Genomic DNA, 23,769 nt, shown 5'->3' with positions numbered 1-23,769 from the left:
GGCTAGATCTCCGCCACCACCTTGTCGTAGAAGCCCAGGAAATCGTCCGGAGTCGCCCCCTCGCGCCATTCGATCGCGCTGCGCGGATGCTGGTTGAGCTGCCCGGTGATGTTGTAGGGAATGGACGGCCCCCAGTCGAGTTCCTTGCGCAGCGGCTGGATGTAGTTCTGGATGACCTCGATTACCGGGCGCATCTCGAACTTGGGATTGCGCAGGAAGCCGAGCAGCAGCTCGGTGTGGCAGTTGCCGGCGCCGCGGCCGAAGCCGAACAGGGTGGCGTCGACCCGGTTGCAGCCGAGGATGATGGCCTCGATGGTGTTGGCGAAGGCCAGCTGCAGATTGTTGTGGGCGTGGATGCCGATCTCCTTGCCGGTCCCCTGCAGTGCGGTCGTGTATTTCTTGTAGAGGCGATCGATCTGCTCGCGGTAGAGGTAGCCGAAGCTGTCGACGATGACCATGGTGGTCGCCGGCGTCGGGGCGATGGCGTCCAGCACGGTGTCGATCTCTTCCTCGGTGATGTTGGAGACCGCCATCAGGTTGGCCGTGGTCTCGTAGCCGAGCCCGTGGGCGTGGTTGATCATGTCCACCGCCTCGGACACCTGATGGGCGTAGAAGGCGACGCGGATCGTCGACAGCGGACTCTCCGCCGCCGGTACGATCTGGGTCTCCCAGTCGCTCTTGCCGGCATCGGCCATGGCCACCAGCTTGAGCCCGGTCTTCTCGGGATCGTGATCGCCGACCACGCGGCGCAGATCCGCCTCGTCGCAGTGGCGCCAGGGTCCGAACTTCTCCTTCGGAAAGGTCTTGACCGAGTTCTTGTAGCCGATCTCCATGTAGTCGATGCCCGCATCGACGCAGGCGCGATAGACCGCGCTCACGAACGCGTCGCTGAATTGATGGGCGTTCACCAGGCCCCCGTCCCGGACGGTGCAGTCGAGCACCTTGAGCTCGGGTCGAAAGGTGATCCAGGGGGCTTTGTCGGACATGGGCGACTCTCCATGAGGTCTATTGATCGGCCTGCCATTGTTATCCCAAAGGCATTGTCCTAGCAAATACCTATGGCGATTCTCGGCGATAGCCGCCGGCCCGGGGCTGGAGCCCGCCTGACGGGCGATCTTCAATCGCCGCAACCGCGCCGACATGCGGCAGCAACCAAACCGTCCCCGGACAGCCATCAGGACGTCACGCCGCCGGAATAAGCTGAGGCGATTTCGCCAACCCAGTCGCGGCGCACCGGAACCAGCGCCGTCAGGAGCCTTCCTCTGAACATTCCAGCGACCATGAGCCTGCCCGCGGCCAAAACCAAACCGACGCTCGCAGACCGGATCGATCAACAGGTCTTCAACGCCATCTATTCACGGGCGCTGGTCTACAACACCTGCTGGGAGGACCCGGCGGTCGACCGGATCGCGCTCGACCTGGCGCCGGACGACACATTGCTGGTGATCACCAGCGCCGGCTGCAACGTGCTCGACTATGCCCTGACCGGCCCGCACCGCATCCACGCGGTCGACGCCAATCCGCGCCAGAACGCACTGCTCGAGCTCAAGCTGGCCGGCATCCACCGTCTGGATCACAGCGACTTCTTCGCGGTTTTCGGGCACGGCTTCCACCCGGAATTCCGCGACCTCTACCAGGACGTGCTGCGCCAGGAGCTCTCACCGCAGGCGCTCGCCTTCTGGGACCGGCGCGCCGCCTGGTTCGGCAACCCCAACGGCAGCTTCTATTTCCATGGTCTCTCGGGCATCGTCGCCCGCGTCTTCCACGGCTATCTCAAGGTCCGCCCGCGCCTCGCCAAGAGCGTGCGCGACCTCTTCGAAACGGATTCGCTCGACGATCAGCGCCATATCTACGACACCCGCGTCCAGCCACTCATCTGGACGCCGAGCGTCAAATGGACCCTGTCGCGCCAGATCACCATGAGCATGCTCGGCGTGCCGCATCCGCAGCGCAAGGAGGTCCAGGCGCAGCATTCGCACGGCGTCGCCGGATTCGTGCGCGACTCCATCGAGTACGTCTTCCGCCAGCTGCCCATCTCGAGCAACTATTTCTGGTCGGTCTATCTGCGCGGCCGCTACACCGAGCACTGCTGCCCCGAATATCTCAAGCGCGAGAATTTCGCTGCGCTCAAGGCGGGGCTGGCCGACCGCATCCATCTCCACACCTCCACGGTAACCGAATTCCTGCGCAGCACCGACGAGTCCATCTCCAAGTTCGTCCTGCTCGATCACATGGACTGGATGAGCTCCTACTATCCCGAGGCGCTCGAGGAGGAATGGGCCGCCATCCTCCAGCGCGCCCGCAGCGACGCGCGCATCATCTTCCGCAGCGCCCATGCCGCGCCCAGCTATCTGGAGCGCATCGAGCTGGGAGCCGGAGCCGCCCGGACCCGGCTATGCGATCGGCTGGAGTTCCACCCCGAACTGGCCCAGCGTCTGACCATGCTCGACCGGGTGCATACCTACGCCGGCTTCCACATCGCAGACGTGCGCCCATGATCGCGAGCGACGCCCGTATCCTGGTCAGACTGCTGCTCGGCCAGCCCAGACGCGGGACGCACGCCGAGCGCCTGCAGGCCTTCTACGCCCCGCAGGCGCGCGACTACGACCGTTTCCGCGAGCGCCTGCTGCAGGGCCGCGAGGACCTGCTGCGTCTGCTGGATCCGCCGCATGGCGCGCGCGTCTTGGAACTGGGTGGAGGGACCGGGAGCAATCTGGCCCATTTCGGGGCGAGACTCGCGGAGCTCGGCGGCGTCGAGCTGGTCGATCTCTGCCCGGCGCTGCTGGAACAGGCGCGCGAGCGAACCGCGAACCTGCCGAACGTGCGGGTGATCGAGGGCGACGCCACCCGCTACCGCCCCGCCGAGCCGCCCGACTGCGTCTATTTCTCCTACGCGCTCACCATGATCCCGGACTGGCGCGCGGCCATCCTCAACGCGGTCGAAATGCTTCCTCCGGGCGGAACGCTCGGGGTGGTGGATTTCTACGTCTCGGACGCCGAAGGCGGTCCCGGAAACGTCCGCCACGGACTGCTGTCCCGTCTCTTCTGGCCGCGCTGGTTCGGTCACGACGGGGTCCATCCCAGCCCCGAGCATTTGCGGCTGCTGCGTGAGGTCCTGCCCGACCACCAGCTGATCGAACGTCTCGCCCCCGTCCCCTACCTGCCCGGGATGCGGGTACCCTACTACATCTTCGTCGGCCGCAAGGACGCAGAGCAAGACTGAGCGCCCCTACCATTCGAGCGGCGCCGCCCCAGGGATGAATGGGATACTATGGCGCCCCTATGCCAACGCCCCCGACCCACCCTGCCCCCGGCTATCGACCCGACATCGACGGTCTCCGCGCACTCGCCATCCTGCCGGTGGTGCTGTTCCACGCGGGGGTGCCGGGATTCGCGGGCGGATTCGTCGGGGTCGACGTCTTCTTCGTCATCTCGGGATTTCTCATCACCCGCATCATCGAGGACGAGCACGCATCCGGCCGCTTCAGCATCGCCGGCTTCTACGAGCGCCGCGTCCGCCGCATCCTGCCGGCGCTCTTCACCGTGCTGGCCTGCTCCACCCTGTTCGCGGCCCTGCTGCTGATGCCGACCCAGTATCAGGCCTATTCGCGCTCGCTCATCGCCGCGACCCTCTTCGTCTCCAGCTTCCTCTTCCGGCGCGAGAACGGCTACTTCGACCTGGCCTCGGACGAGAAGCCGCTGCTGCACACCTGGTCGCTCTCGGTCGAGGAGCTCTACTACCTCTTCTTCCCCATGATCCTGATCTGGGCCTGGCGCGGATCGCGCGACCGGCAGTTCCTGGTCCTGAGTCTCATCGGCGCGGTCTCCTTCGTCGCCTCGGCCGTCGGGCTCCAGCAGGACCCCGACTCCAAGTCGGTCTTCTTTCTGCCGCACTTCCGCGCCTGGGAGTTCCTGCTGGGCGCCCTCCTGGCGCTCGCCAGGCCGCGCCCGAGCATGCCCCGGCCCCTGGCCGAACTCGCATCCCTGGCCGGGGCGATCATGATTCTGGCCGCCGTCTTCGGTTATTCCGAATCGACCGTCTTTCCGGGAACGGCCGCGCTCCTGCCCTGCCTCGGCGCCGCGCTGCTGATCGCCGCCGGACAAGGGGGAGAGACCCGGGTCGGCCGGGCGCTCGCGAGTCCCGGAACGGTCTTCCTCGGGCTCATCTCATACTCGCTCTATCTCTGGCATTGGCCGCTGCTGGTCTTCGCCCGGACCTATCTGGGCACGGAGCCGAACGCCTGGCAGACGCTCGTCCTCATCCTGCTGTCGGTAGCACTGGCGGCCGCGACCTGGCGCTGGATCGAGCGTCCGTTCCGCGGCAGGCGGGGCCTGCTGACGCGACGCGCCCTGTTCGGAACGGCGCTGGCCGGAATGCTGCTCTTCGTCGGCATCGGCATTCAGGGTCTGACGACCCAGGGCTGGGCCGGCCGCTTTCCGCCCGAGGCCCGTCATCTGCTGCTGGCCGAGGAGGACAGGGATCCGCGCCAGCGCGAATGCATGAACGTGCGCCCCGATGCCGACGGCTGTCTCTACGGCCGAACCGAGGCGGCACCGAGCATCGCACTCTGGGGCGACAGCCACGCCGCCGGCTATGCCGCCATGCTCGGGGATCTGGCCGACGCCCATGAGACCAGCGTCGCCGTCTACACCATGCCCGCCTGCCCACCGCTGGTGGACTGGAGACCCATCGATCAGGAATGGCGGGATCGCTGTACCCGGTTCCAGGGGCTGGCACTAGGGCGCATCCTGGATGCGCCCAGCATCCGAACCGTCCTGATCGGGGCGAATTTCGCCAAGTATCCCTACCAAGACGGCAGTTTCGAGCTGGCATTGGGGAATGTTGTCGAGACCCTGAAAACCGCCGGAAAGCAGGTCGCTCTCATCGACCCCACGCCGCACACCGAACGCAAGGTCCCGGAGTTGCTGAGCCGGGAGTTCCTGGCGGGGCGGACGCCAACCGAGCTGAGCCAGCCGCGCGCGCGCTTCGACTCCGACACCCGGGACGTGCGTGAGATGCTGGACCGAATCGCGAGAGGATACGGAACCGACCGCATCCGGCCCGAGTCACGGCTCTGCGACAGCAGCAAGTGTTACTTCTATCGCCACGGGACCGTCTATTACTACGACGGCCATCATCTGAGTCTCAGCGGAGCCGAGGCCCTGAAGCCGCTGTTCGCCCCCCTGTTCGAGCCGGCGGGGATCATGGATCCAGACGCAGATCCGATTCGGCGAGGTCCATGAAATCCCGCCAGACCGCGTTCGGACTCCAGGTCGGCAGCATGAGTCCGAGCGCCTCTTCGTGGCTGCGGCCCTCGACGCATCTGGCGTACTGATAGATGAAGGCCGAGGCCCGGTAATTGACGACGCAGTGGATCCAGATCCGCGAATCCGGGAAGGCGGCCATGACGCCGAGGAAGGACCGGAGATGGGTCGCGGTCGGCGCCTCGAAGGGCACCGGGATGTGCACGTAGATCATGCGCCGGGCGGTGACGATGTTGCCCTCCTCGGGGATGGCATTCTCCGAGTTGGGCATCGCCAGGTTCACGACGACCTCGAATCCGGCCTCGGCGATCGCGCGGAATTCGTGCTCCTCCGGCTGCCCGGAGGTCGAGATCCGGTCCGAGATGCGGACATGGTTGAGGATGCTGTCGATGTTCATGTGACCTGCCAGTGAATCCAATCGTCGATCGAGCCGCCGGGAACGGTTCGCGAACCGCCCCGGCGGCCTCGGATCAGCCCTCGGTCGATCCGCTCGCCGCCCGCACGGCGGACCCGCCGTGGAACCACTCGCGGAGACGCTGGAACACCACGTAGAGCATGGGGATGAGGAAGATGCCGACCAGCGAGGAGGCGAGCATGCCCCCGAAGACGGCGGTCCCGACCCCGCGTTGGCTCGCCTCGCCCGCGCCGCTGGCGATGATGAGCGGCACCAGCCCCAGGATGAAGGCGAAGCTGGTCATGAGCACCGCGCGGATACGCAGCCGCGCCGCCGTGGCAGCGGCCTCCTGTATGGACCTGCCGCTGGCTCGCTCCACCATGGCGAACTCGACGATGAGAATGGCGTTCTTGCTCGCCAGTCCGATCAGCACCACGATGCCGACCTGGGCATAGAGGTCGTTCGACAGATTGGCGATCAGCAGCGAGAGCATGGCACCGACCAGACCCACGGTCACCGACAGCAGCACCGCCGCGGGCATCGACCAGCTCTCGTAGAGCCCGACCAGGAACAGATAGGCGAAGAGCACGGCCAGACCCAGCACGATGGGCGTCTTGCCGCCGGCCTCCTTCTCCTGGAAGGCGGTGCCCGTCCATTCGTAGCCGAATCCGCTCGGCAGCGTCGAGTCCGAAAGACGCTCCATCGCCGTCAGGGCCTCGCCCGAGCTATGTCCGGCGGCCGGACCGCCCTGGAGGGTGACGCTGCGATAGTTGTTGTAGCGCTGCAGCAGCTGCGGCCCCATGATGAGCTCGGGCGACATGAGCGCCCGGATCGGCACCATCTCGCCGCCGGCGTTGCGCACGTGGATGCGGTAGACGTCGGGGAACGCCTTGCGGTCCTGCTCCTCGCCCTGGATCTTGACCTGCCATACCCGGCCGAACTTGTTGAAGTCGTTGACGTAATAGCCGCCGAGCGTGGCCTGGAGCGCTGTGAAGATGTCGCTGACCTGGACGCCGAGGGTCTGCGCCTTCTCGCGGTCGATGTCCAGATAGACCTGAGGATTGTCGGTCGCCCAGGTCGAGAAGACCTGTGACAGGACCGGCTCCTGGTTCGCCGCGACGATCAGACCGCGCATGGCGCCGGCCAGCTCCTGCGGCGTGCGCCCCTGGAGATCCTCGAGCTGGTACTCGAATCCGCCCCCGGTCCCGAGACCGATGATCGGCGGCAGATTGAAGGGCATGATGCGGGCGCTGGGGATGCCGACGGTCTGGACCAGGATGCGATGGATGACCGCATCCACCTTGAGATCCGGCGTCGTGCGTTCCTCGAAGGGCTTGAGTCGCCCGATCAGGGTGGCGCTGTTGGACTGGACGCCGCCGTCGAGGATGCTGAATCCGGGGACCGTCAGGACGTGCGCGACCGCCGGATCGGCACCGACCAGTTTCTCCAGCTGTTTGGTCACCTCCAGGGTGCGGCTGAGCGAGGCGCCCTCGGGCAGCTGGATCTGGGCCATGAAGGCCCCCTGGTCCTCTTCGGGCAGGAAACCGGTCGGCACGACCTTGAACAGCCAGCCGCTCGCCGCGCCCGCCCCCAGCACCAGGACCAGGACCAGGAGCGAGAAGCGCACCAGCTTGCGCACCACCGCGGCATAGCCGTCGCGGACCCGGTCGATCCCATCCATGACGTAGCGCATCGGCCCCCGCTTGTGGCTCGGCTTGAGCAGGATGGCGCAGAGCGCCGGCGACAGGGTCAGGGCATTGATGGCCGAGATGAGCATGGAGAAGGCGACCACGGCCGCAAACTGCTGGAACAGCTGCCCGGTGATGCCGGGGATGAAGGCGACCGGCAGGAATACCGAGAGCAGCACCAGGGTGATGGCGAGGATCGGCCCCGTGATCTGGGTCATCGCCTTCTTGGCCGCCTCGCGCGGCGCGAGCCCCTCCTCCTCCATGATGCGCTCGACGTTCTCCACCACCACGATGGCGTCGTCGACGACGATGCCGATCGCCAGCACGATGGCGAGCAGCGAGATGGTGTTGGCCGAAAAGCCGATCATCAGCAGGAAGGCGAAGGTTCCGATGAGCGCTACGGGCACCGCGACCAGGGGAACGAGTGTGGCACGCCAGCTGCCGAGGAAGAGGAAGACCACCAGGATGACCAGGAGGAATGCCTCGAAGAGGGTATGGACGACCTTCTCCAGGCTCGCCTTGACGAATTCGGTGGTGTCATAGACCACCGCATATTCGAGACCGTCCGGAAAGCGTTCCGAGAGCCGCTCCATGGCCGCCTTGATGCCGTCGGCCACCGCGACCGCGTTGGCGCCCGGGGCCAGATAGATGGCCATGGCCGCCGTGTCCCGGCCGTCGAGCCGGCTGACCGAGTCGGACTGATTGGCGCCCAGCTCGACCCGTCCGACGTCCTTGACCAGAACCGTGGAGCCGTCCTGGTTGGCCCGGATCACGATGTTCTCGAACTCCGAGACGTCGGTCAGCCGCCCCTGGGTCTGGAGCGTGATCTGGAACTGCTGGTCCGGGGTCATGGGCTGGGCGCCGATCCGCCCGACCGCCGCCTGGACGTTCTGGCTCTGGATGGCCGAGATCACGTCGGTCGGGGTGATGCCGAGCGCGGTGAGCGAGTCCGAATCGAGCCAGATGCGCATGCTGTAGTCGAGCGGGCCGAACTGGAAGACCTCGCCCACGCCGGACACGCGCGACAGCGTGTCGATGACGTTGATGGTGGCGTAGTTGCTCAGGAAGAGCGCGTCGTAGGTGCCCTTGGGGGAATAGAGCGCCACCACCTGAAGCATGGCGGTCGACTTCTTCTTGACCGTAATCCCCTGACGGGTGACCTCCTCGGGGAGCTGGGCCATCGCCAGATTGGCGCGATTCTGGACGTTGACCGTATTGATGTCCGGGTCGGTGCCCAGCGCGAAGGTCACGTTGAGCGAATAGCTGCCGTCGTTGGCGCTCGACGACTTCATGTAGAGCATCTTGTCGACGCCGTTGACCTGGGACTCGATCGGCTGGGCCACGGTCGACTCGACCACGGCCGCGCTCGCGCCCGGATAGACGGCGCTGACCGAGACCTGAGGCGGGACGATGTCCGGGAACTGGGCGACCGGGATCTGGGTCATGGCGATCAGACCGGCCAAGGTGAGGACGATCGAGATGACGATCGAGAGCCGCGGTCGATCGATGAAGATGTCTGAGATCATGGCGTCTTGCCCCCGTCCATCGGCTGCTCGGGCGATGCCTTGACCTCCTGACCGGGCCGAACCTTCTGCACGCCCTGGGTGATGACCAGATCACCCTCCTTCAGTCCCTCGCGCACGGCGATCGAGGTCCCCTTGGCCGTCCCCGTCGTGATGCGGCGCACCTGGGCCTTGCTCTCGGCGTCGACGATGAGGACGTAGATGCCCTGCTGATCGACCTGCATCGCCGACTGGGGAATCATGATCGCCGACTCAGGCGCCCCGCGCTGCACCACCACACCCACGTACTGGCCGTCGACCAGCAGATCCTCCGGGTTGGGTATCTGCGCCCGGACCAGAACCGAGTCCGTCCCCTGGTTGGTGGTGACGTCGACGAAGTCCAGATAGCCGGTCTGGTCGTAGAGGCTACCGTCCGGCAGACGCACCTGGACCGCCACCTGATTCGGGTTGCCGCCCTTGGCCTTGATCTCGCGCCGCGCCTCCAGCAGTTCGCGCTGGGTGATGGGGAACTGGACGTAGATGGGATCGCGGCTGACGATGGTGGCAAGCACGCCGGTCGAGGGAGAGACCAGATTGCCGACCGTGAGGCTCGCCAGACCGATCCGCCCCGCCACCGGCGCAACGATCTCGGTATAACCGAGATCCAGCTTGGCCGACGTGAGCGCCGCCTCGGCCTGGGCGATGGATGCCTTGGCCACGGAGGCTGCAGCCTGGAGTTCGTCCACCTTGGCCTTGGCGATGTTCTTCTGTTTCAGCAGTTCGAGACCGCGCTGGAGCTGGGCGTCGGCATTCTCCGCGTCCGCCTTGGCCTTCTCGACGTCGGCCGCGCGCTGATCCACGATCGCCTGGTACTGATCGGGCTCGATCACGAACAGCACGGCGTCCCGCTCGACCATCTGGCCCTCTTCGAACTTTCGTTCCTTGAGGAAGCCCTCGACCCTGGCGCGCAGCTCGACCCGGTCGATCGCCGCGACCCGGCCGACGAACTGCGACTCCTCCTCCACCTGCTGGACCTTGGCCGGAACCGCCACCACGGCCGGGGGAGGCATAGGCGCGGCCGAGCCCGTCTGCTGCGGCTGACATCCCATCAGCCCCGCCAGCGCGGCGGCGATCAGGCCGAGGCCGACCCAGGAAGGAGGGCGTCGCCACCGCCCCTGAGTCCATGAAATTACCGCCTGGTCCGACCGAGTCCGAGCGATCGGCTCGGCTGTTTGGTATGACATGGATACACCTCCTTCGTGGTAGGAAATCGGGCCTGTCTCGATGGCTGCCGAGCCGGCAGCCATCGTGCGACGATCGACTCCGGATCGGTTATATCAGGCGATCGCCCATCGTCTCCAGGACGCGCGCCCTCAATCGCTCGACCTGGCCGTGTTCGTAGTCCCGCCGCTCGGGGCGCCCCCAGACGGGCGCGGGCCAGCAAGGGTCGGAGCGATAGCGCGCGATCACATGGATGTGCAATTGCGGCACCAGATTGCCGATGGTCGCGATATTCAGCTTGTCCGGGGCGAATTCCGACTCGACGAACGCGGCAAGCCGATCGGTCTCATCCCGCACGCTCCGGCGCAGCCCGGGCTCCAACCTGTGCAGCTCGGTGCGATCGGTCTTGGGGACGAGGATAAACCATGGCAGGAGCGCGTTGTCCATCAAGAGCAGTACCGTGGAAACCGACTCGCACAGGACATGCGTGTCGGCCATCAATCTGGGGTGCAGTTCGAACTGAATCATGAGGCATGGATCCGCTGGAAGATACCGCAATCGCATGAAAAACGGATGGCGACCGGGAAGACACGGGACGTCAGACGGAGGTGGCCCGAGCGAGCTCGCCGGATGGCGCCGACTCGCGCGCGAGTTTGATCAGCGTATCGCCCCGCAGCAGATAGGTGGCGAGCTGCGAGGGCGAGAGGGGTCGCGCGAAGAGATAGCCTTGCACGGCGTCGCATCCCTCACGCGCCAGGAAGCTCAGTTGCTCCTCGGACTCGACCCCCTCGGCGATGATCCGCAGCCCGAGACCGCGCCCCAGCGCGATGATGGTGCGAACCACCGGATCGCTCGGCGGCTGCCGTCCGATCTCACGGACGAAGCGACGGTCGATCTTGAGCGTATCGATGGGCAGATTCTGCAGATAGGCCAGCGAGGAATAGCCGGTGCCGAAATCGTCGATGGCGATCCGCACGCCCCCCCGGCGCAGGTCGGACAGGACATTGGTCAGGGCAGGACTCTGATCCAGGAGGAGACTTTCGGTGATCTCGATCTCGATGGCGCCCGGCTTCAATCCGTCAGCGGCACCGAGCAAGCGCTCGACCAGACCCGGCTGTCCGAACTGGCGCGGGGACAGATTCAGCGATATCCCAAGATCGAGCCCCTGACGCGACCATTCATGGAGCTGCCGTCCGACCTCTTGGATGACCCAGTCGCCCAGGGGCAGGATGATCCCGGAATCCTCGGCAACCTTGATGAAGGCGTCGGGACCGATGAGTCCCTGCTCCGGATCCTGCCAGCGCAGCAGGGCCTCCAGGCCGAGCGTCTCGCTGGTGGCGATATCGATCACCGGCTGATAGTGGATCTGGAACTCGCCGCGCTCGATCCCGCGCCGCAGACGGGCCTCGATATCCAGCTTGCGCGAGGCGGCCTCGCCCATCGACGGGGTGAAGAAACGATAGGTGTTGCGCCCCGTGACCTTGGCGGCGTACATAGCCGTATCGGCATGCTTGAGCAGCATCTCGAAGCTGTCGCCATGGTCGGGACCGAGCGCGATGCCGACCGACACGGTGCAGACGATATCCTTCCCCGAGCAGGGGAAGGGCTCGCGGAAACTGTCGACGATGCGCTCGGCGACATCCTCGGCGACCTGGGCCGCCTTGCTGCCGCCGATGATCACGGTCAGCTCGTCGCCGCCGAGCCTGGCGACCGTCGTGGTGAGGGAACCGCCCTGCTCGACCGCGGCCGAGACGACCGTTTCGACCTCGGACTGGAGACGTCTGGCGGCACCGCACAGCAGTTCGTCGCCCACACCGTGTCCCAGCGAGTCGTTGATGCGCTTGAATTCGTCCAGATCCAGGAACAGCAGTGCCACCCGGTCGTCGCGACGCCGGGCGTGAGCCAGGGCATCCGACAGATCCTGATTGAACTGACGCCGATTGGCCAATCCGGTCAGACCGTCGCGATAGGCGAGCTGATGGATGACCCGCTGGCGACGGCGCCGCTCGGTGATGTCGCGCAGCAGCAGGATGACCTGGCGATCGTCGATCGCGATGAAACGCGCGTCGAAACCGAGGGTCTCGCCATCTCCGCCGGGCATCTCGATCTCCAGCTCTCGCATCGCTTGCCCCGACAGCGTCAAGTGGATCTCGCGCATGATCGAGCTGCAGACGACCTTGGGCAGCAGATCGGACAGATTCGAGGCGACCTGTTCCGAGTTGTCGGACAGTCCCTGGATCATGCGCCCCGGCTTGAACTGCAGGATGTGCCCCTCGGCATCGAGCCTCAGCAGCGCATCCGGAATGGCGGAGATCAATGCGCTGTTGCGTGCCTCGCTGCCATGCAGGGCGGCCAGGGTGGCGCTGCTGCGCAGCAAATAGCGGATGCGGTAGAGGATCAGATTCCAGTTGATCGGCTTGGGGAGGAAGTCGGTCGCCCCGGATTCGTAGGCGCGCTCGATCGAGGCCAGATCGTCGAGCCCCGTCACCATGAGGATCGGCGTCAACCCAAGACCCGTCAGTTCGCGGAGTTTGAGACAGGTGGTGAATCCGTCCATCCCCGGCATCATGACGTCGAGCATCACCAGATCGGGGACACGAGCGCGAGCGCACTCGATGGCCGAGTTCCCGTCCAGCGCCCCCACGACCTCGAAACCCGCGTCGGTCAGATGGGAGCTGGAGAGCAACTGGACGGATTGATCATCGTCCACGACCAGGATCAAAGGCCGCTCGCGCGCCTCCGGTGTCGGGTCCAGGTCCGCCGAAGCCTTGGGGATCCGGGCATTCGGCTCAGGCGAATCCGGGCGGACCGCTTCCCCATCCCCACCCTCATCCTCTGACGCATCGGGAGCGCAATGCGCCCGAAGGGCGCTCCGGGTGTCGTCCAGGATACGCCCCATGCGCCGCGACAACTCCGCCGCCGACGGGTCCGATCCGGCCACATCTTCGGCGGCGACGCACCGTTCGAGCAGAACGCACGACTCGGCCAGACGCCTCGCCCCGACCGTGGAGGCCGCCGAGCGCAAGGCACGCGCGGCCTCGGCCACCCGCCCCAGCCGCCCCGTCTCGATTCCCTTGCTGATGCGATCGCCCAGGTCGACCGATGCGTCGAGGAAGTTGGAGATCAGGCGGCCAGGCAGCTCGCCCCCCCTGGACGGCACCGCGGATCCAAGCATCTCGAGCGAGGCGATGTCGAGAATCGGCAACGCCAAGAGCTTCTGGAGCTGGGACTCGACCTGGCCGAGGGGACGCTCCGGAGCGATGCGGATCCATTCGGCGGGGAGAGAGGATAGCGATCGGGCCTCTTCCGAGCGGATACCCAGGCCCGACCAGCGCACCAGCAGACTGCGCAACAGGGAAAGCATGACTGGTTTGGTCAGATAATCGTCCATGCCCACGGCCAGACATCGCTCCCGGTCCCCCACCATGGCGTGTGCCGTCAAGGCGATGATCGGGATATGTCGGCCGGGATCGGCCTGCTCCATCCTGCGGATGCGCTGGGTCGCCTCGTAGCCGTCGATCCTGGGCATCTGGCAATCCATGAGAATGGCATCGAAACCGCCCTGCGCAAAGACATCGACCGCCTCCTGCCCATCGGAAACGATTCGACATGCACACCCGAGCGCGTTCAGCATGGCCGCGGCGAGATCCTGGTTGATCGGGTTGTCCTCGGCGACGAGCACCCTCAATCCGAGCGGTCCATCGCTCGCCGCGCCGGCCGCGACTTGCTTCTCTTCGAAAAGGGGAACTTCTTGGGAGGAGAGCCCATGCAGACATTCGAGCAGTCTCGAGCGTCTCACCGGCTTGTACAGATAGGCATGGATGTCCAACTCCGACATCTGCCCCGACTGACAGACCAGGGTCGCAGGTACGAGCAGGATGCGCGCGGGCCCGGGCGTCGCGGCACCCTCGAGCGCATCGGATCGTTCCGCGAATGACTCGAGCCCCCCGAGATTCGAATCCAGCATCAGGAAGTCGAACGCCCGACCGCATGCGGCCGCGTCCGTCAAGGCGGCGATCGCACTCCGCCCCTCGGACCGCGCATCCACCTCGATCCCGGCCCGGGTGGCATAGTCGACGATCGTGGTACGCGTCGCCTCGTGAGGTTCCACCAACAAGAGACGCCGCCCCCTCAGCGATGCGAAATCGGGATCCGCGGCCGCCTCCCGATCGCTGATCGACAGGGGCACCGAAAACCAGAAGCGCGAGCCGCTGCATCCGTCACCCTCGACCCCGATCGCACCACCCATGAGTTCGGTCAGTTCCTTGGCGATGGCAAGCCCCAGCCCGGTGCCGCCGAACTCGCGAGAGGTGGATCCGTCACCCTGAACGAATGCCTCGAAGACCTGCCGCTGACGGTCGGGCGGGATCCCGATTCCCGAGTCCACGACCTCGATCAGGATCCTGGCCAGCAAGGCATCCCCGGACTCCAAGCGAGCACGGACCAGCACCTCGCCGGTCTCGGTGAACTTGAGGGCGTTGCCGAGCAGATTGCTCAGGACCTGGGCGATCCGGCCCGAATCGCCGATGACATGGCGGGGAAGATCGGGCGACAGATGACAGACGAGATCGAGCGACTTGGCATGCGCACGCTCGGCGAACAGATCCACGACATCCTCGATCCGCTCTTCCAGATCGAATTCGGCGCTATCGAGCGTCATGCGCCCCGCCTCGATCTTGGAGACGTCGAGCACGTCGTTGATGACCGCCAGGAGCGAGCGCCCCGAACCGATGATGGCTCGCACGAAACGGCATTGGTCCGAATCGAGATCCGTCGTCAGCAGCAGCTCGCTCATGCCGATGACACCGGTCAAGGGGGTGCGGATCTCGTGGCTCATGTTGGCCAGGAACTGCGACTTGGCCCGACTGGCCTGCTCGGCCGCCTCACGGGCCTGCTCCGCGCCGACACGGGCGGTCTGGGCCGCCTCGACCGCCTGGGTCAGCTCGGCATTGGCCCTCGACAGATCCGAGGTCCGCTCGGCAACCTCCCGCTCGAGCAGTTGACGATGCTCGGCGAGTCTGGCGTTCCGCTCGCCGATCTGCTCCAGCATGCCGTTGAATCCGTCGATGAGCCGTCCGATTTCGTCGCCGCCACCAGGAGAGGCTCGCAGGCTGTAATCCTGATCGGCCGAGACCCGTTCCATGTCGGCGGCCAGTCCGAGAATGGGGCGCGTCATGCGCCTTTGCAGCCGCTCCGAAACCAGATGAGCCAGCCCGATCGCGACCAGCAGCACGGCGATCAGGAGCGCCGAGATGTTGCGCAGATCGACATAGAGACCGTCCAGACTGGCCTCGATCGCCACCCAGCCGATCAGCTCACCATCCAATCGAATCGGCGCGGCGTAGACCAGGGATTCGAAGGAAAAGGCGGAGATCGCCTCGCCGCGCGGCAGTGCGCCCGAGATCCAGTCCGGCAGCGCGGTCTCACCGATCCCGGCCTCCGTCTCGGGGCCTTTCTCAAGCCCACGGCCGGACGCATAGGAGGCGAACGGCGTGCCCGAGCCATCGAGCAGCCAGCCATCGCGGACCTCGGGCTCGGCGCGCAATGCCTCCATCAGCCGGCCCGCGGCCTTTCGATCGCCGAACGCCAGGGCCGCCGTCGTCGTGGTGCCGACCGCCTGGGCCAGCACCGACACGTGTCGCAGCAAGGCATTGCGGTAGACCAGCGTCTCGATGCCGAGCACGGCAAGCATCGCGACCAGGAGCGACATCAGGGTCGTGGTCAGGATGATGCGCCTCAGTTTGCTGCTGATCGAGCGGCTCGCCATGGGTATCAGTCGAACGGGGATCTCATCGTGCGATACATCGGAACTCACGGATCACTCCATCAGTCGGCCGCCGCTATCCACGATATCGGCCAGATCGAGCAGTTGGGCGCTCACTCGCAGCTCGGCGTCGCGCGCCACCGACGGCGCGCTCGAATCCAAGCCGATCACCGACCCGCACCAGTGCGATCATTCCGCCACGGTGGGCGAAGCTGGGCAGATCGCCGATCTGTCAGCACAGGATGACCCCGCAACTCTCGGATGGCAACCGCCACGGATGCGGCACTCGAACGCGGGATATGGAGGACGTGGCAGCGGTGCAATCGGGCGGCCACTGGACGTTCGACGACGCGGAAAACGACTCGGCGTCCCTGCACGACACGCCCGGCGACGCTGGACAGCGTCTTGGCGAATCCACCCCGGCCCAACTGGCAGACACGCAAGGGCGTTTGCGAATTCGAGAAGGCGCTCTCGGGCCACTCGAAAGTGACGGAAACCGCACCCATCTGTCGAGCACGCATGCCACCTGGAATCCGGACTACCTACCCGGAACGGCTCCCCGAGTCCTGAATCTCATATCCGATCGACTCCCGATCGAGTTCCAGGCGCAAGGCGCTCATGGCCTCGCTCAGGTCACCGTGGCCGCGGAAGCCGAGCAGGATGTGGGGATCCTCATCCATGTGCGGCAGACTGAAGAGCTTGAAGGCCGGAAAGGCGTCGCCGAGACGCCTCATCAAGGGTATCAGGCGACTTTCGGGGACGCCGCGCACCACCAGGGCGGACTCCTGCAATGGCGGCCCACGTCCGAAGACCTCGTCCAGGGTCCATTCGGCCATCGGCCAGGCCATCTTTGGAAAGCCCGGCAGGAACCAGTGGCGGCGAATCGAAAAGCCGGGGATCCGGTTGATCGGATTGGGAACCAAATCGCTGCCCTCGGGCAGATCGGCCATGAGGATTCGGTTCGGATAGGCCTCGGCGCCGAACTTCTCCTCGAGCAGCCGCGCCGCCTCCGGGTGCCGGATCAAGGGGACGCCGGCGGCCTGGGCGGCGCAGGGACGGGTATGATCGTCCGGCGTCGCGCCAATCCCGCCGCAGACGAAGACCGGATCCGGACGCTCCATCGAGAACCTCAGATGCGCGATCAGAACCTCCGGATCGTCTGGAAGCAGCCAGCTCCAGGCCAGCTCGTGACCGCGCGACTGGATCCGCGACTTGAAGGCGGCCCGGTGCGCATCGGTCCGCGTGCCGTTGAGCACCTCGTCGCCGATCACGATGAGACCGAAACGGATGGTCGCGTCTTCCTGGTGCGCGCTCACGGTCAGTCCCCGGCGGGCATGTGGTCGATGAGGGCGTCGCGCTTGCGGTAGACGGTCCCCTGGAAGAGCGCGATCAGGTTCGACTCCTCGTCGGTCACCCGGATCAGATAGGTGGCCAGCTTGGGATTGATGGACACCTCCTCGGCCTCGGCGACCAGCACCCCCTGCCGCGCCGACTTCATGAAGGACACGGAGACGTTGACCCCTAGGGCGACCGTCCCGTACGCGTTGGAGGCGACCGCGAAGACCAGATCGGCGAGGCTGAAAATGGCTGCGCCGTGCGCCACGCCCACGGCATTCAGATGCCGTTCGCCGATCTCGAGACGGGCGCGTGCGCGACCGGGCGAGACGTCGAGCAGCTCGATGCCGACATGGGCGGCGAAACGGTCGTTGCCGAAGAAGGTGCGAAGGAGATCTGGATCCATGGAAGCTGGGCTCATATGTTTAGTTTGAAAGCGATCAGCCGCCAGCCTCCAGCGGCCAGCCGGTTGGAACGGCCCTCGAAGGTCGAGCCAGCCGCTGAACAGGGTGACGGCGCATTGGCGTCGATGAAGAACATGGAATGCTCGCGTTCCCCCGCTGGAGGCTGAAGGCTGGTCGCTGGCAGCTACTCGTCCAACAGCTCGCGCCAGGCCGGATGGGCGGCGATGAGCGCGAGCGCCTGAGCGAGCAGGGTTCGGCCCGGCTCCATCTTGAACCAGGTGGAGGCGCCGGAGGAATGCGGCAACGGGATGACGTCGGCCTCCCACCCTGCCTCGGAGCGATAGGGCCACTGGCGTCCCACCACCTCGTCGAGCTTGCCGCACGCCATCAGCTGGGAGATGGCGAGCTTGCCGATCGGCACGATCAGGCGCGGACGCAGCAGCTGCATCTCGCCGGTCCACCAGCCGCCGCACCGGGCAATCTCGTCGCGGTCTGGAACCCGGTCGCCGCCCTTGGGGTTCTTGCCCGGAAAGCAGCGGCAGACGGCGCTGATGAGCGTGCGCTCGCGCATCGCCTCCTCGTCCAGTCCGATCTTGGCGAACCAGCCGAAGAGCGTCTTGCCGGCCGTCCAGCAGAAGGGCCGGAGCTGCTCGATCTCGCGCGTGCCCGGGGCCTGGCCGATCAGCATCACCGGGGACAGGACCGTGCGGCTGTGGACCGGCGGCCCGAACATGCCGGGACAGCGCCGGCACTGCTCCAGCTCAGCATGCAGACGTTTCAGATCCGCGTGGCGCGCTTCCGGGGTTGGGTCGGACGAATCGGAAAGGGACATGGCTTCAATCCAGGCGGCGCAGGATCTTTTCGACCTGAACCCGATGCATGCGATTGTGAACGGCGGCCAAGGCGTGCCACTGACGGGCGGTCAGCGGACCGAACCAGGGATGCGGATAGCGGCTGCGCGAGGTCAGGGGGCCGAAGCGCTCGATCTGATGCGCGTAGCGCTCGACCAGATTGCTCAATGCCTCGACACGATCCGGTCCGGCATCCGCGTGGGGCCTGACGTCCTCCACGCGAATCTCGATGTCGTGATGCCGATCGGAACAGATGGCATGGATCAGGGCGGTGATGGCGGTATTGACCATCACCAGATGGTCGAGCGTCATATAGACCGACCAGTGACGGCTGCCGCTCTCGATCCCGGGAAAACGGCGGATGCGCACCGGGGAGGCCCCCTGCTCCGGTGTCAGACGCCCGCTGAGCGCGATGATGCGTTCCGCCTCAGAACTGAACCGGCGCAGGATGTTCGCCGGCGAGGCGAAGGAGGCATAGACGCGGATGCCGAGATCGGCGACCAGGCGCTCGTGCGCCGGGATCCGCGTCTCCGGCGGATGCGACTCGTCCCGCGCCCGGCCGATCATTTCCGGCTCTTGCCCCAGGTATCGCGCAGCCCGACGGTCAGGTTGAACACGGGACGATCCGGGGTCGAATCCGGATCGGCGACGAAATAGCCCTCGCGCTCGAACTGGAAGCGCTCGCCGGGCTCGACGCCGCGCAGGGCGGGTTCCAGCATGCAGCCGGTGAGGACGGTCAGCGATTCCGGATTGATGGCCTCGCGATAGTCGGCGCCGCCGGCCCCGGGCGTGGCCACGCCGAAGAGACGATCGTAGAGCCGGACCTCGGCACTGACGCCATGCTCCGCCGAGACCCAATGGATGACGCCCTTGACCTTGCGCCCCTCCGGATTCTTGCCCAGCGTCTCCATGTCGACGCTCGCCCGCAGTTCGACGACCTCACCGGCGGCGTCCTTGATTACCTCGTCGCAGCGGATGACGTAGGCGTTGCGCAAACGCACCTCGCCGCCGGGAACGAGGCGCTTGAAGCCCTTGGGCGGCTCTTCCTCGAAATCGGTGCGATCGATATGGATCTCGCGGCCGAAGGGAACGGAGCGCGTCCCCATGGAGGCGTTCTTGGGATGATTGCCGGCCTCCATCCGCTCGTCGCGGTCCTCGGGATAGTTGGTGAGCACCACCTTGAGCGGACGCAGAACCGCCATGCGGCGCGGCGCATTGGCATCCAGGTCGTCGCGGATTGAACTCTCCAACAGCGCCATCTCGACCAGGTTGTCCGACTTGGTGACGCCGATGCGCTCGCAGAACTCGCGGATCGCGCCCGGTGTGTAGCCGCGCCGACGCAGACCGGCAATGGTCGGCATGCGCGGATCGTCCCAGCCCTGGACGTGGCCCTCGCCGACCAGATCCGTCAGACGCCGCTTGCTCATCACCGTGTATTCGAGATTGAGCCGGCTGAACTCGATCTGGCGCGGCCGGCTCGGCACCGAGACGTTGGCGACGCACCAGTCGTAGAGCGGGCGATGGTCCTCGAACTCCAGGGTGCAGAGCGAATGGGTGATGCCCTCGAGCGCGTCCGAGATGGGATGCGTGTAGTCGTAGGTCGGATAGAGACACCAGGCGCTGCCGGTCTGGTGATGCACCACGCCGTGCTTGATGCGATAGAGCACCGGGTCGCGGAGATTGATGTTGGGCGAGGCCATGTCGATGCGGGCGCGCAAGGTGCGGGATCCGTCCGGGAACTCGCCCGCGCGCATGCGCTTGAAGAGGTCGAGGTTCTCCTCCACCGTGCGGTCGCGGTAGGGGCTGTCCTTGCCGGGCTCGGTGAGGGTGCCGCGATAGGCGCGCATCTGCTCGGCATCGAGCTCGCAGACGTAGGCCAGCCCCTTCTGGATCAGCTCGACGGCGAAATCGTAGAGCCGCTCGAAATAGTCGGAGGCGAAATAGAGCCGATCGTCCCAGTCGAATCCCAGCCAGCGGACGTCCGCCTTGATGGCCTCGACGAACTCGACGTTCTCCTTGTGCGGATTGGTGTCGTCGAAACGCAGGTTGCAGGTCCCGCCGAGGGATTGGGCCAACCCGAAGTTGAGCACGATGGACTTGGCGTGTCCGATGTGCAGATAGCCGTTGGGCTCGGGCGGAAAGCGCGTGGCGATCCGGTCGTGCTTGCCGGATGCCAGGTCCGCTTCGACGATCTGGCGGATGAAATTGGTGCGTGGCGGCTCGGCGGCGTCGGTCATGGTCTCTCGGGGGATGGTGAATCGGTGAACGCCGCATTCTAGCGTTTACGGCGACGAATGAAAGGATCTACCTGGGACTCGCACCACATCCACCGAGACAGGTGCGCTATCCTGATCCCCATCTTCACTCATGCCGCAAGAGACGAGGCTCAGATGCTGGTCAAATTCGAAACCAAGTCCTACGCCACCATCACCATGTTCGGCGATGTGGCGGTCGCGCTCATCAAGCTCATGGGTCACAGCGGCAGCGTACCTGGAGCATTGCTCGCCGAGGACGTCCCCGCCGCACTCGAACGTCTGAAGACCGCCGTCGCCGAGCACCCGAGTGCGCCCCTGGATCCGGAATCCTCGGCCCAACGCAAGAGCGGCGAGGAAAGCCAGCACGTCAGCCTCGCCCACCGCGCGCTGCCGCTGATCGAACTCCTCACCGCCGCCGCGGCCGATGAGGAGAACGTCATGTGGGATTACTGATCGAAGATTCGGATCAAGACGCGGCCGCGCGGGCGTCGATATAGGCCAGCGCCTTGTCGATGCGGCGCAGGGTAGCCTCCTTGCCGACCAGCATCAGGGTCTCCTCGATGCCAGGCGAGGCGGCACGGCCGACGATGGCGACCCGCAGCGGCTGGGCGACCTTGCCGAGATTGAGCTCGAGTTCCTCGGCGACCCGCTCGACGACGTGCTTGAGCTGCTCCTGGGTCCAGTCCTCGTGCGCCATCAGCTCGAATCCGGCACGCAAACGCTCGAGCGGCTCGCGGGCGACCAGACGCAGATGCTTCTTGGCCGAGCCCTCGTCGAACGCATCGAAGTCGCGATAGCAGAAGGCGCTGATCTCGGCCAGCTCGGTCAGGGTCTTGGCGCGGGCGGCCTGGGCCTTGACCACGTCGACCAGTTCCGGCCCGGTGGACGGATCGATGTCCAGGCGTCCCATCTGCGGGCTCAGCAGACGGGCGATGCGCGCCGGATCGGCATGCTGCAGATACTGCTGGTTGAGCCAGTCGAGCTTGGCCGTGTTGAAGCTGGAGGCGGCCTTGTTGACGTCGGCGATGTCGAACGCCTCGATCATCTCTTCGATCGAGAAGACCTCCTGATCGCCGTGCGACCAGCCGAGACGCACCAGATAGTTGAGCAGCGCCTCGGGGAGATAGCCCATGTCGCGATAGGAGATGACGCTCACCGCGCCGTGGCGCTTGGACAGACGGGCACCGTCGTCGCCGAGGATCATGGGGACGTGGGCATAGCGCGGCGGCTCGTGACCCAGCGCGCGCAGGATGTTGATCTGGCGCGGGGTGTTGGTGAGATGGTCGTCGCCGCGGATGACATGGGTGATCTGCATGTCGGCATCGTCGACGACCACGGTCAGGTTGTAGGTCGGCGAGCCGTCGGTGCGGCGGATGATGAGGTCATCGAGCTCGTCGTTGCTGAAGGGGACGCGACCGCGGATGAGGTCGTCGACCACGACCACGCCGTCGGCCGGGTTCTTGAAGCGGATGACGTGCGGCTGATCCGGGTCGACCTGACGGTGGCGGCAGCGCCCGTCGTAGCGGGGCTTCTGCTTGCGCGCCATCTGGTCGACACGCAGCTTCTCCAGCCGATCCTTGGGACAGTCGCAGCGATAGGCGAGGCCCTTGTCGAGCAGTTCGTCGATCACCTCGTTGTAGCGATCGAACCTCTGGGTCTGGTAGAAGGGGCCCTCGTCGTAATCCAGCCCGAGCCAGGTCATGCCCTCCAGGATGGCGTTGACCGATTCAGCCGTGGAACGCTCCAGGTCCGTGTCCTCGATCCTCAGCACGAACTGGCCGCCATGCCTCCGGGCATAGAGGTAGCAGAAGAGCGCCGTGCGGGCACCGCCCACATGGAGATAGCCGGTTGGAGACGGAGCGAATCGGGTACGAACTGTCATGGTCTTCCGGATGGGTATTGAGGTGAAAGTGCGAGATTCTACACAGAGCCTTGCGTCCCTGTCCGCTTGTTCGCTCCCCGGACCATGGGGTATGTTGCCGCCATGAGATTCACAGAGGCAGACAAGAGCAGCGGATTCCTGATCGAGGCCTATGGCGACGGCGGCATCCAGGTCAATGGACACCCCTACGCCCAGGGTCTGATCCTGACCCCGCAGCGCATCATCGCCCCCTGGGGGCCCCACTCCCCCCCCGAGCTGACCCCGGAACATCTGGAGCCATTGCTTGAGCTGGCCCCGCAGGTGGTCGTGCTCGGCACCGGATCCAGTCAGATGTTCCCCGATCCGGGCGTCTATTTCGATGTCATGTCACGCGGGATCGGGTTCGAGATCATGGACACCGGGGCGGCCTGCCGCACCTACAACATCCTGGTGTCCGAGGGGCGCCGGGTCGCCGCCGCCCTGCTCTGCTGCTGAACCCGCCCACGACAGGAGCCTCCGACCATGGATCGCACCATCGTCCTGTCCATCCTCGCCGCCGCCGTGCTGGGATTCCTCGGGATGCTCCTGATCATGCCCGACCCGGTCGATGACGGCGTCGCCCGTCTGCCCTGGCGGGTCGGGCTAACACCGTCCGGACAGACCCGGGTCTTCGGCTTCACCCTCGGCGAGACGACACTGAACGAGGTTCGGGACACCTTCGGCGAGGAAGGCGAGCTGAATCTGTTCCGAACCCTCGGCAGCCCGCCCAGCGACAGTGTCGAAGCCTATTTCGAACGCATCTATCTCCAGCGTCTGAGGGCCGATTTCGTCATTACGATGGATGTGGATGACGCCACCCTGGCAACCGCCTTCGATCGCGGATTGCGGATCAGTCAGCTCCCGAGCGGCGGCAAGAAGATCAAGCTCGATCCTGTCGACGCCGAACGGATGGCGGAGAGACCGATACGCGCGATCAGCTACCTGCCCAAGGCACGATTGGACGAGGCGCTGCTGAAGCAGCGCTTCGGAGAGCCCGGGGAGCGCCTCACCGAAACCGAGACGGGCATCGTCCACTGGCTCTATCCGACACGCGGAATCGATATCGGCCGCGATCCCGATGGGCGTGTCGTCATCCAATATGTCAACCCGGCCGACTTCCCGAAGGTGCTGGACCCGTTGCGGGCTGCGACATCGCCAGCGTCTTGAGTCTTTCGAGGGCGTATCGGGGG

The 23,769-nt window shown here is 65.8% G+C and carries 20 protein-coding genes; 6 read left to right on the top strand and 14 right to left on the bottom strand.

Features of this window, described 5'->3' with window-relative positions:
- Positions 1-2 precede the first annotated feature (2 nt).
- Complete coding sequence (locus tag D779_RS14175) at positions 3-986, bottom strand: aldolase catalytic domain-containing protein (protein WP_043755265.1); 984 nt, start codon at positions 984-986, stop codon at positions 3-5.
- 294 nt (positions 987-1,280) lie between these two features.
- Between D779_RS14175 and D779_RS14170 the strand changes: the two genes are divergently transcribed.
- The 3 genes from D779_RS14170 to D779_RS14160 are packed head-to-tail and all read left to right on the top strand — an operon-like array spanning position 1,281 to position 5,244.
- Positions 1,281-2,498, top strand: a complete 1,218-nt coding sequence (locus tag D779_RS14170) for a DUF3419 family protein (RefSeq protein ID WP_043755263.1) — start codon at positions 1,281-1,283, stop codon at positions 2,496-2,498.
- On the top strand, positions 2,495-3,223 hold the full coding sequence (locus D779_RS14165) for a class I SAM-dependent methyltransferase (RefSeq protein WP_043755260.1): 729 nt from the start codon (positions 2,495-2,497) through the stop codon (positions 3,221-3,223). Before D779_RS14170 ends, D779_RS14165 begins: the two co-directional genes overlap by 4 nt.
- A 59-nt stretch (positions 3,224-3,282) precedes the next feature.
- Positions 3,283-5,244 carry an acyltransferase family protein gene (locus D779_RS14160; protein WP_157726411.1) on the top strand — a complete coding sequence of 654 codons (1,962 nt, stop codon included), beginning with the start codon at positions 3,283-3,285 and terminating at the stop codon, positions 5,242-5,244.
- On the opposite strand, the gene D779_RS14155 is transcribed toward D779_RS14160, so the two are convergent.
- The 12 genes from D779_RS14155 to D779_RS14105 all read right to left on the bottom strand — a co-directional run bounded on the left by D779_RS14155 (position 5,204) and on the right by D779_RS14105 (position 20,661).
- Complete coding sequence (locus tag D779_RS14155) at positions 5,204-5,662, bottom strand: protein tyrosine phosphatase family protein (RefSeq protein WP_052348147.1); 459 nt, start codon at positions 5,660-5,662, stop codon at positions 5,204-5,206. The two genes, D779_RS14160 and D779_RS14155, sit on opposite strands and share 41 nt — an antisense overlap.
- Before the next feature lie 73 nt (positions 5,663-5,735).
- A complete protein-coding gene (locus tag D779_RS14150; protein ID WP_043755258.1) occupies positions 5,736-8,873 on the bottom strand; it encodes an efflux RND transporter permease subunit in 3,138 nt (1,045 codons plus the stop codon).
- Positions 8,870-10,093: an efflux RND transporter periplasmic adaptor subunit gene (locus D779_RS14145; protein WP_043755256.1), complete on the bottom strand. Its 1,224-nt coding sequence runs from the start codon at positions 10,091-10,093 to the stop codon at positions 8,870-8,872. The genes D779_RS14150 and D779_RS14145 overlap by 4 nt, the downstream gene beginning before the upstream one ends.
- 88 nt (positions 10,094-10,181) lie before the next feature.
- Positions 10,182-10,598, bottom strand: a complete 417-nt coding sequence (locus tag D779_RS14140) for an HIT domain-containing protein (protein WP_043755254.1) — start codon at positions 10,596-10,598, stop codon at positions 10,182-10,184.
- 70 nt (positions 10,599-10,668) lie between these two features.
- The gene (locus tag D779_RS21210; RefSeq protein WP_157726410.1) at positions 10,669-15,885 is read right to left on the bottom strand and encodes an EAL domain-containing protein; all 5,217 of its coding nucleotides are present in this window, start codon (positions 15,883-15,885) and stop codon (positions 10,669-10,671) included.
- Between the two features lie 116 nt (positions 15,886-16,001).
- Positions 16,002-16,340 (bottom strand): YfiR family protein, encoded by a 339-nt coding sequence (locus D779_RS23295; RefSeq protein WP_408606015.1) that lies wholly within the window; start codon positions 16,338-16,340, stop codon positions 16,002-16,004.
- 36 nt (positions 16,341-16,376) lie between these two features.
- Positions 16,377-17,150 carry a competence/damage-inducible protein A gene (locus D779_RS14125; RefSeq protein ID WP_043755252.1) on the bottom strand — a complete coding sequence of 258 codons (774 nt, stop codon included), beginning with the start codon at positions 17,148-17,150 and terminating at the stop codon, positions 16,377-16,379.
- 2 nt (positions 17,151-17,152) lie between these two features.
- Positions 17,153-17,575, bottom strand: a complete 423-nt coding sequence (locus tag D779_RS14120) for a PaaI family thioesterase (RefSeq protein WP_043755250.1) — start codon at positions 17,573-17,575, stop codon at positions 17,153-17,155.
- Positions 17,576-17,586: 11 nt separating this feature from the next.
- Positions 17,587-17,709 (bottom strand): hypothetical protein, encoded by a 123-nt coding sequence (locus D779_RS23150; protein ID WP_269747392.1) that lies wholly within the window; start codon positions 17,707-17,709, stop codon positions 17,587-17,589.
- Positions 17,710-17,757: 48 nt separating this feature from the next.
- Positions 17,758-18,405, bottom strand: a complete 648-nt coding sequence (locus tag D779_RS14115) for a uracil-DNA glycosylase (RefSeq protein ID WP_043755246.1) — start codon at positions 18,403-18,405, stop codon at positions 17,758-17,760.
- Positions 18,406-18,409: 4 nt separating this feature from the next.
- Complete coding sequence (locus tag D779_RS14110) at positions 18,410-18,991, bottom strand: DinB family protein (RefSeq protein ID WP_043755244.1); 582 nt, start codon at positions 18,989-18,991, stop codon at positions 18,410-18,412.
- A complete protein-coding gene (locus tag D779_RS14105) occupies positions 18,988-20,661 on the bottom strand; it encodes a glutamine--tRNA ligase/YqeY domain fusion protein (protein ID WP_043755243.1) in 1,674 nt (557 codons plus the stop codon). The genes D779_RS14110 and D779_RS14105 overlap by 4 nt, the downstream gene beginning before the upstream one ends.
- A gap of 153 nt (positions 20,662-20,814) precedes the next feature.
- Between D779_RS14105 and D779_RS14100 the strand changes: the two genes are divergently transcribed.
- Positions 20,815-21,132, top strand: coding sequence for a DUF1840 domain-containing protein (locus D779_RS14100; RefSeq protein ID WP_043755240.1), 318 nt, complete (start codon positions 20,815-20,817; stop codon positions 21,130-21,132).
- Between the two features lie 13 nt (positions 21,133-21,145).
- On the opposite strand, the gene gltX is transcribed toward D779_RS14100, so the two are convergent.
- Positions 21,146-22,561: a glutamate--tRNA ligase gene (gene gltX / locus D779_RS14095; RefSeq protein ID WP_043755238.1), complete on the bottom strand. Its 1,416-nt coding sequence runs from the start codon at positions 22,559-22,561 to the stop codon at positions 21,146-21,148.
- Positions 22,562-22,663: 102 nt separating this feature from the next.
- On the opposite strand from gltX, the gene D779_RS14090 reads away from it, so the two are divergent.
- Both D779_RS14090 and D779_RS14085 read left to right on the top strand, forming a co-directional pair.
- Positions 22,664-23,035, top strand: coding sequence for an Mth938-like domain-containing protein (locus tag D779_RS14090; protein WP_043755236.1), 372 nt, complete (start codon positions 22,664-22,666; stop codon positions 23,033-23,035).
- A 27-nt stretch (positions 23,036-23,062) separates the two neighbouring features.
- Positions 23,063-23,746 (top strand): hypothetical protein, encoded by a 684-nt coding sequence (locus D779_RS14085; protein ID WP_043755234.1) that lies wholly within the window; start codon positions 23,063-23,065, stop codon positions 23,744-23,746.
- Positions 23,747-23,769: the final 23 nt, after the last annotated feature.

The sequence above is a fragment of the Imhoffiella purpurea genome (genome assembly GCF_000585215.1).
In the GTDB taxonomy this organism is placed as follows: Bacteria; Pseudomonadota; Gammaproteobacteria; order Chromatiales; family Chromatiaceae; genus Imhoffiella; species Imhoffiella purpurea.
This window is presented reverse-complemented; position numbering and strand designations above follow the sequence as displayed.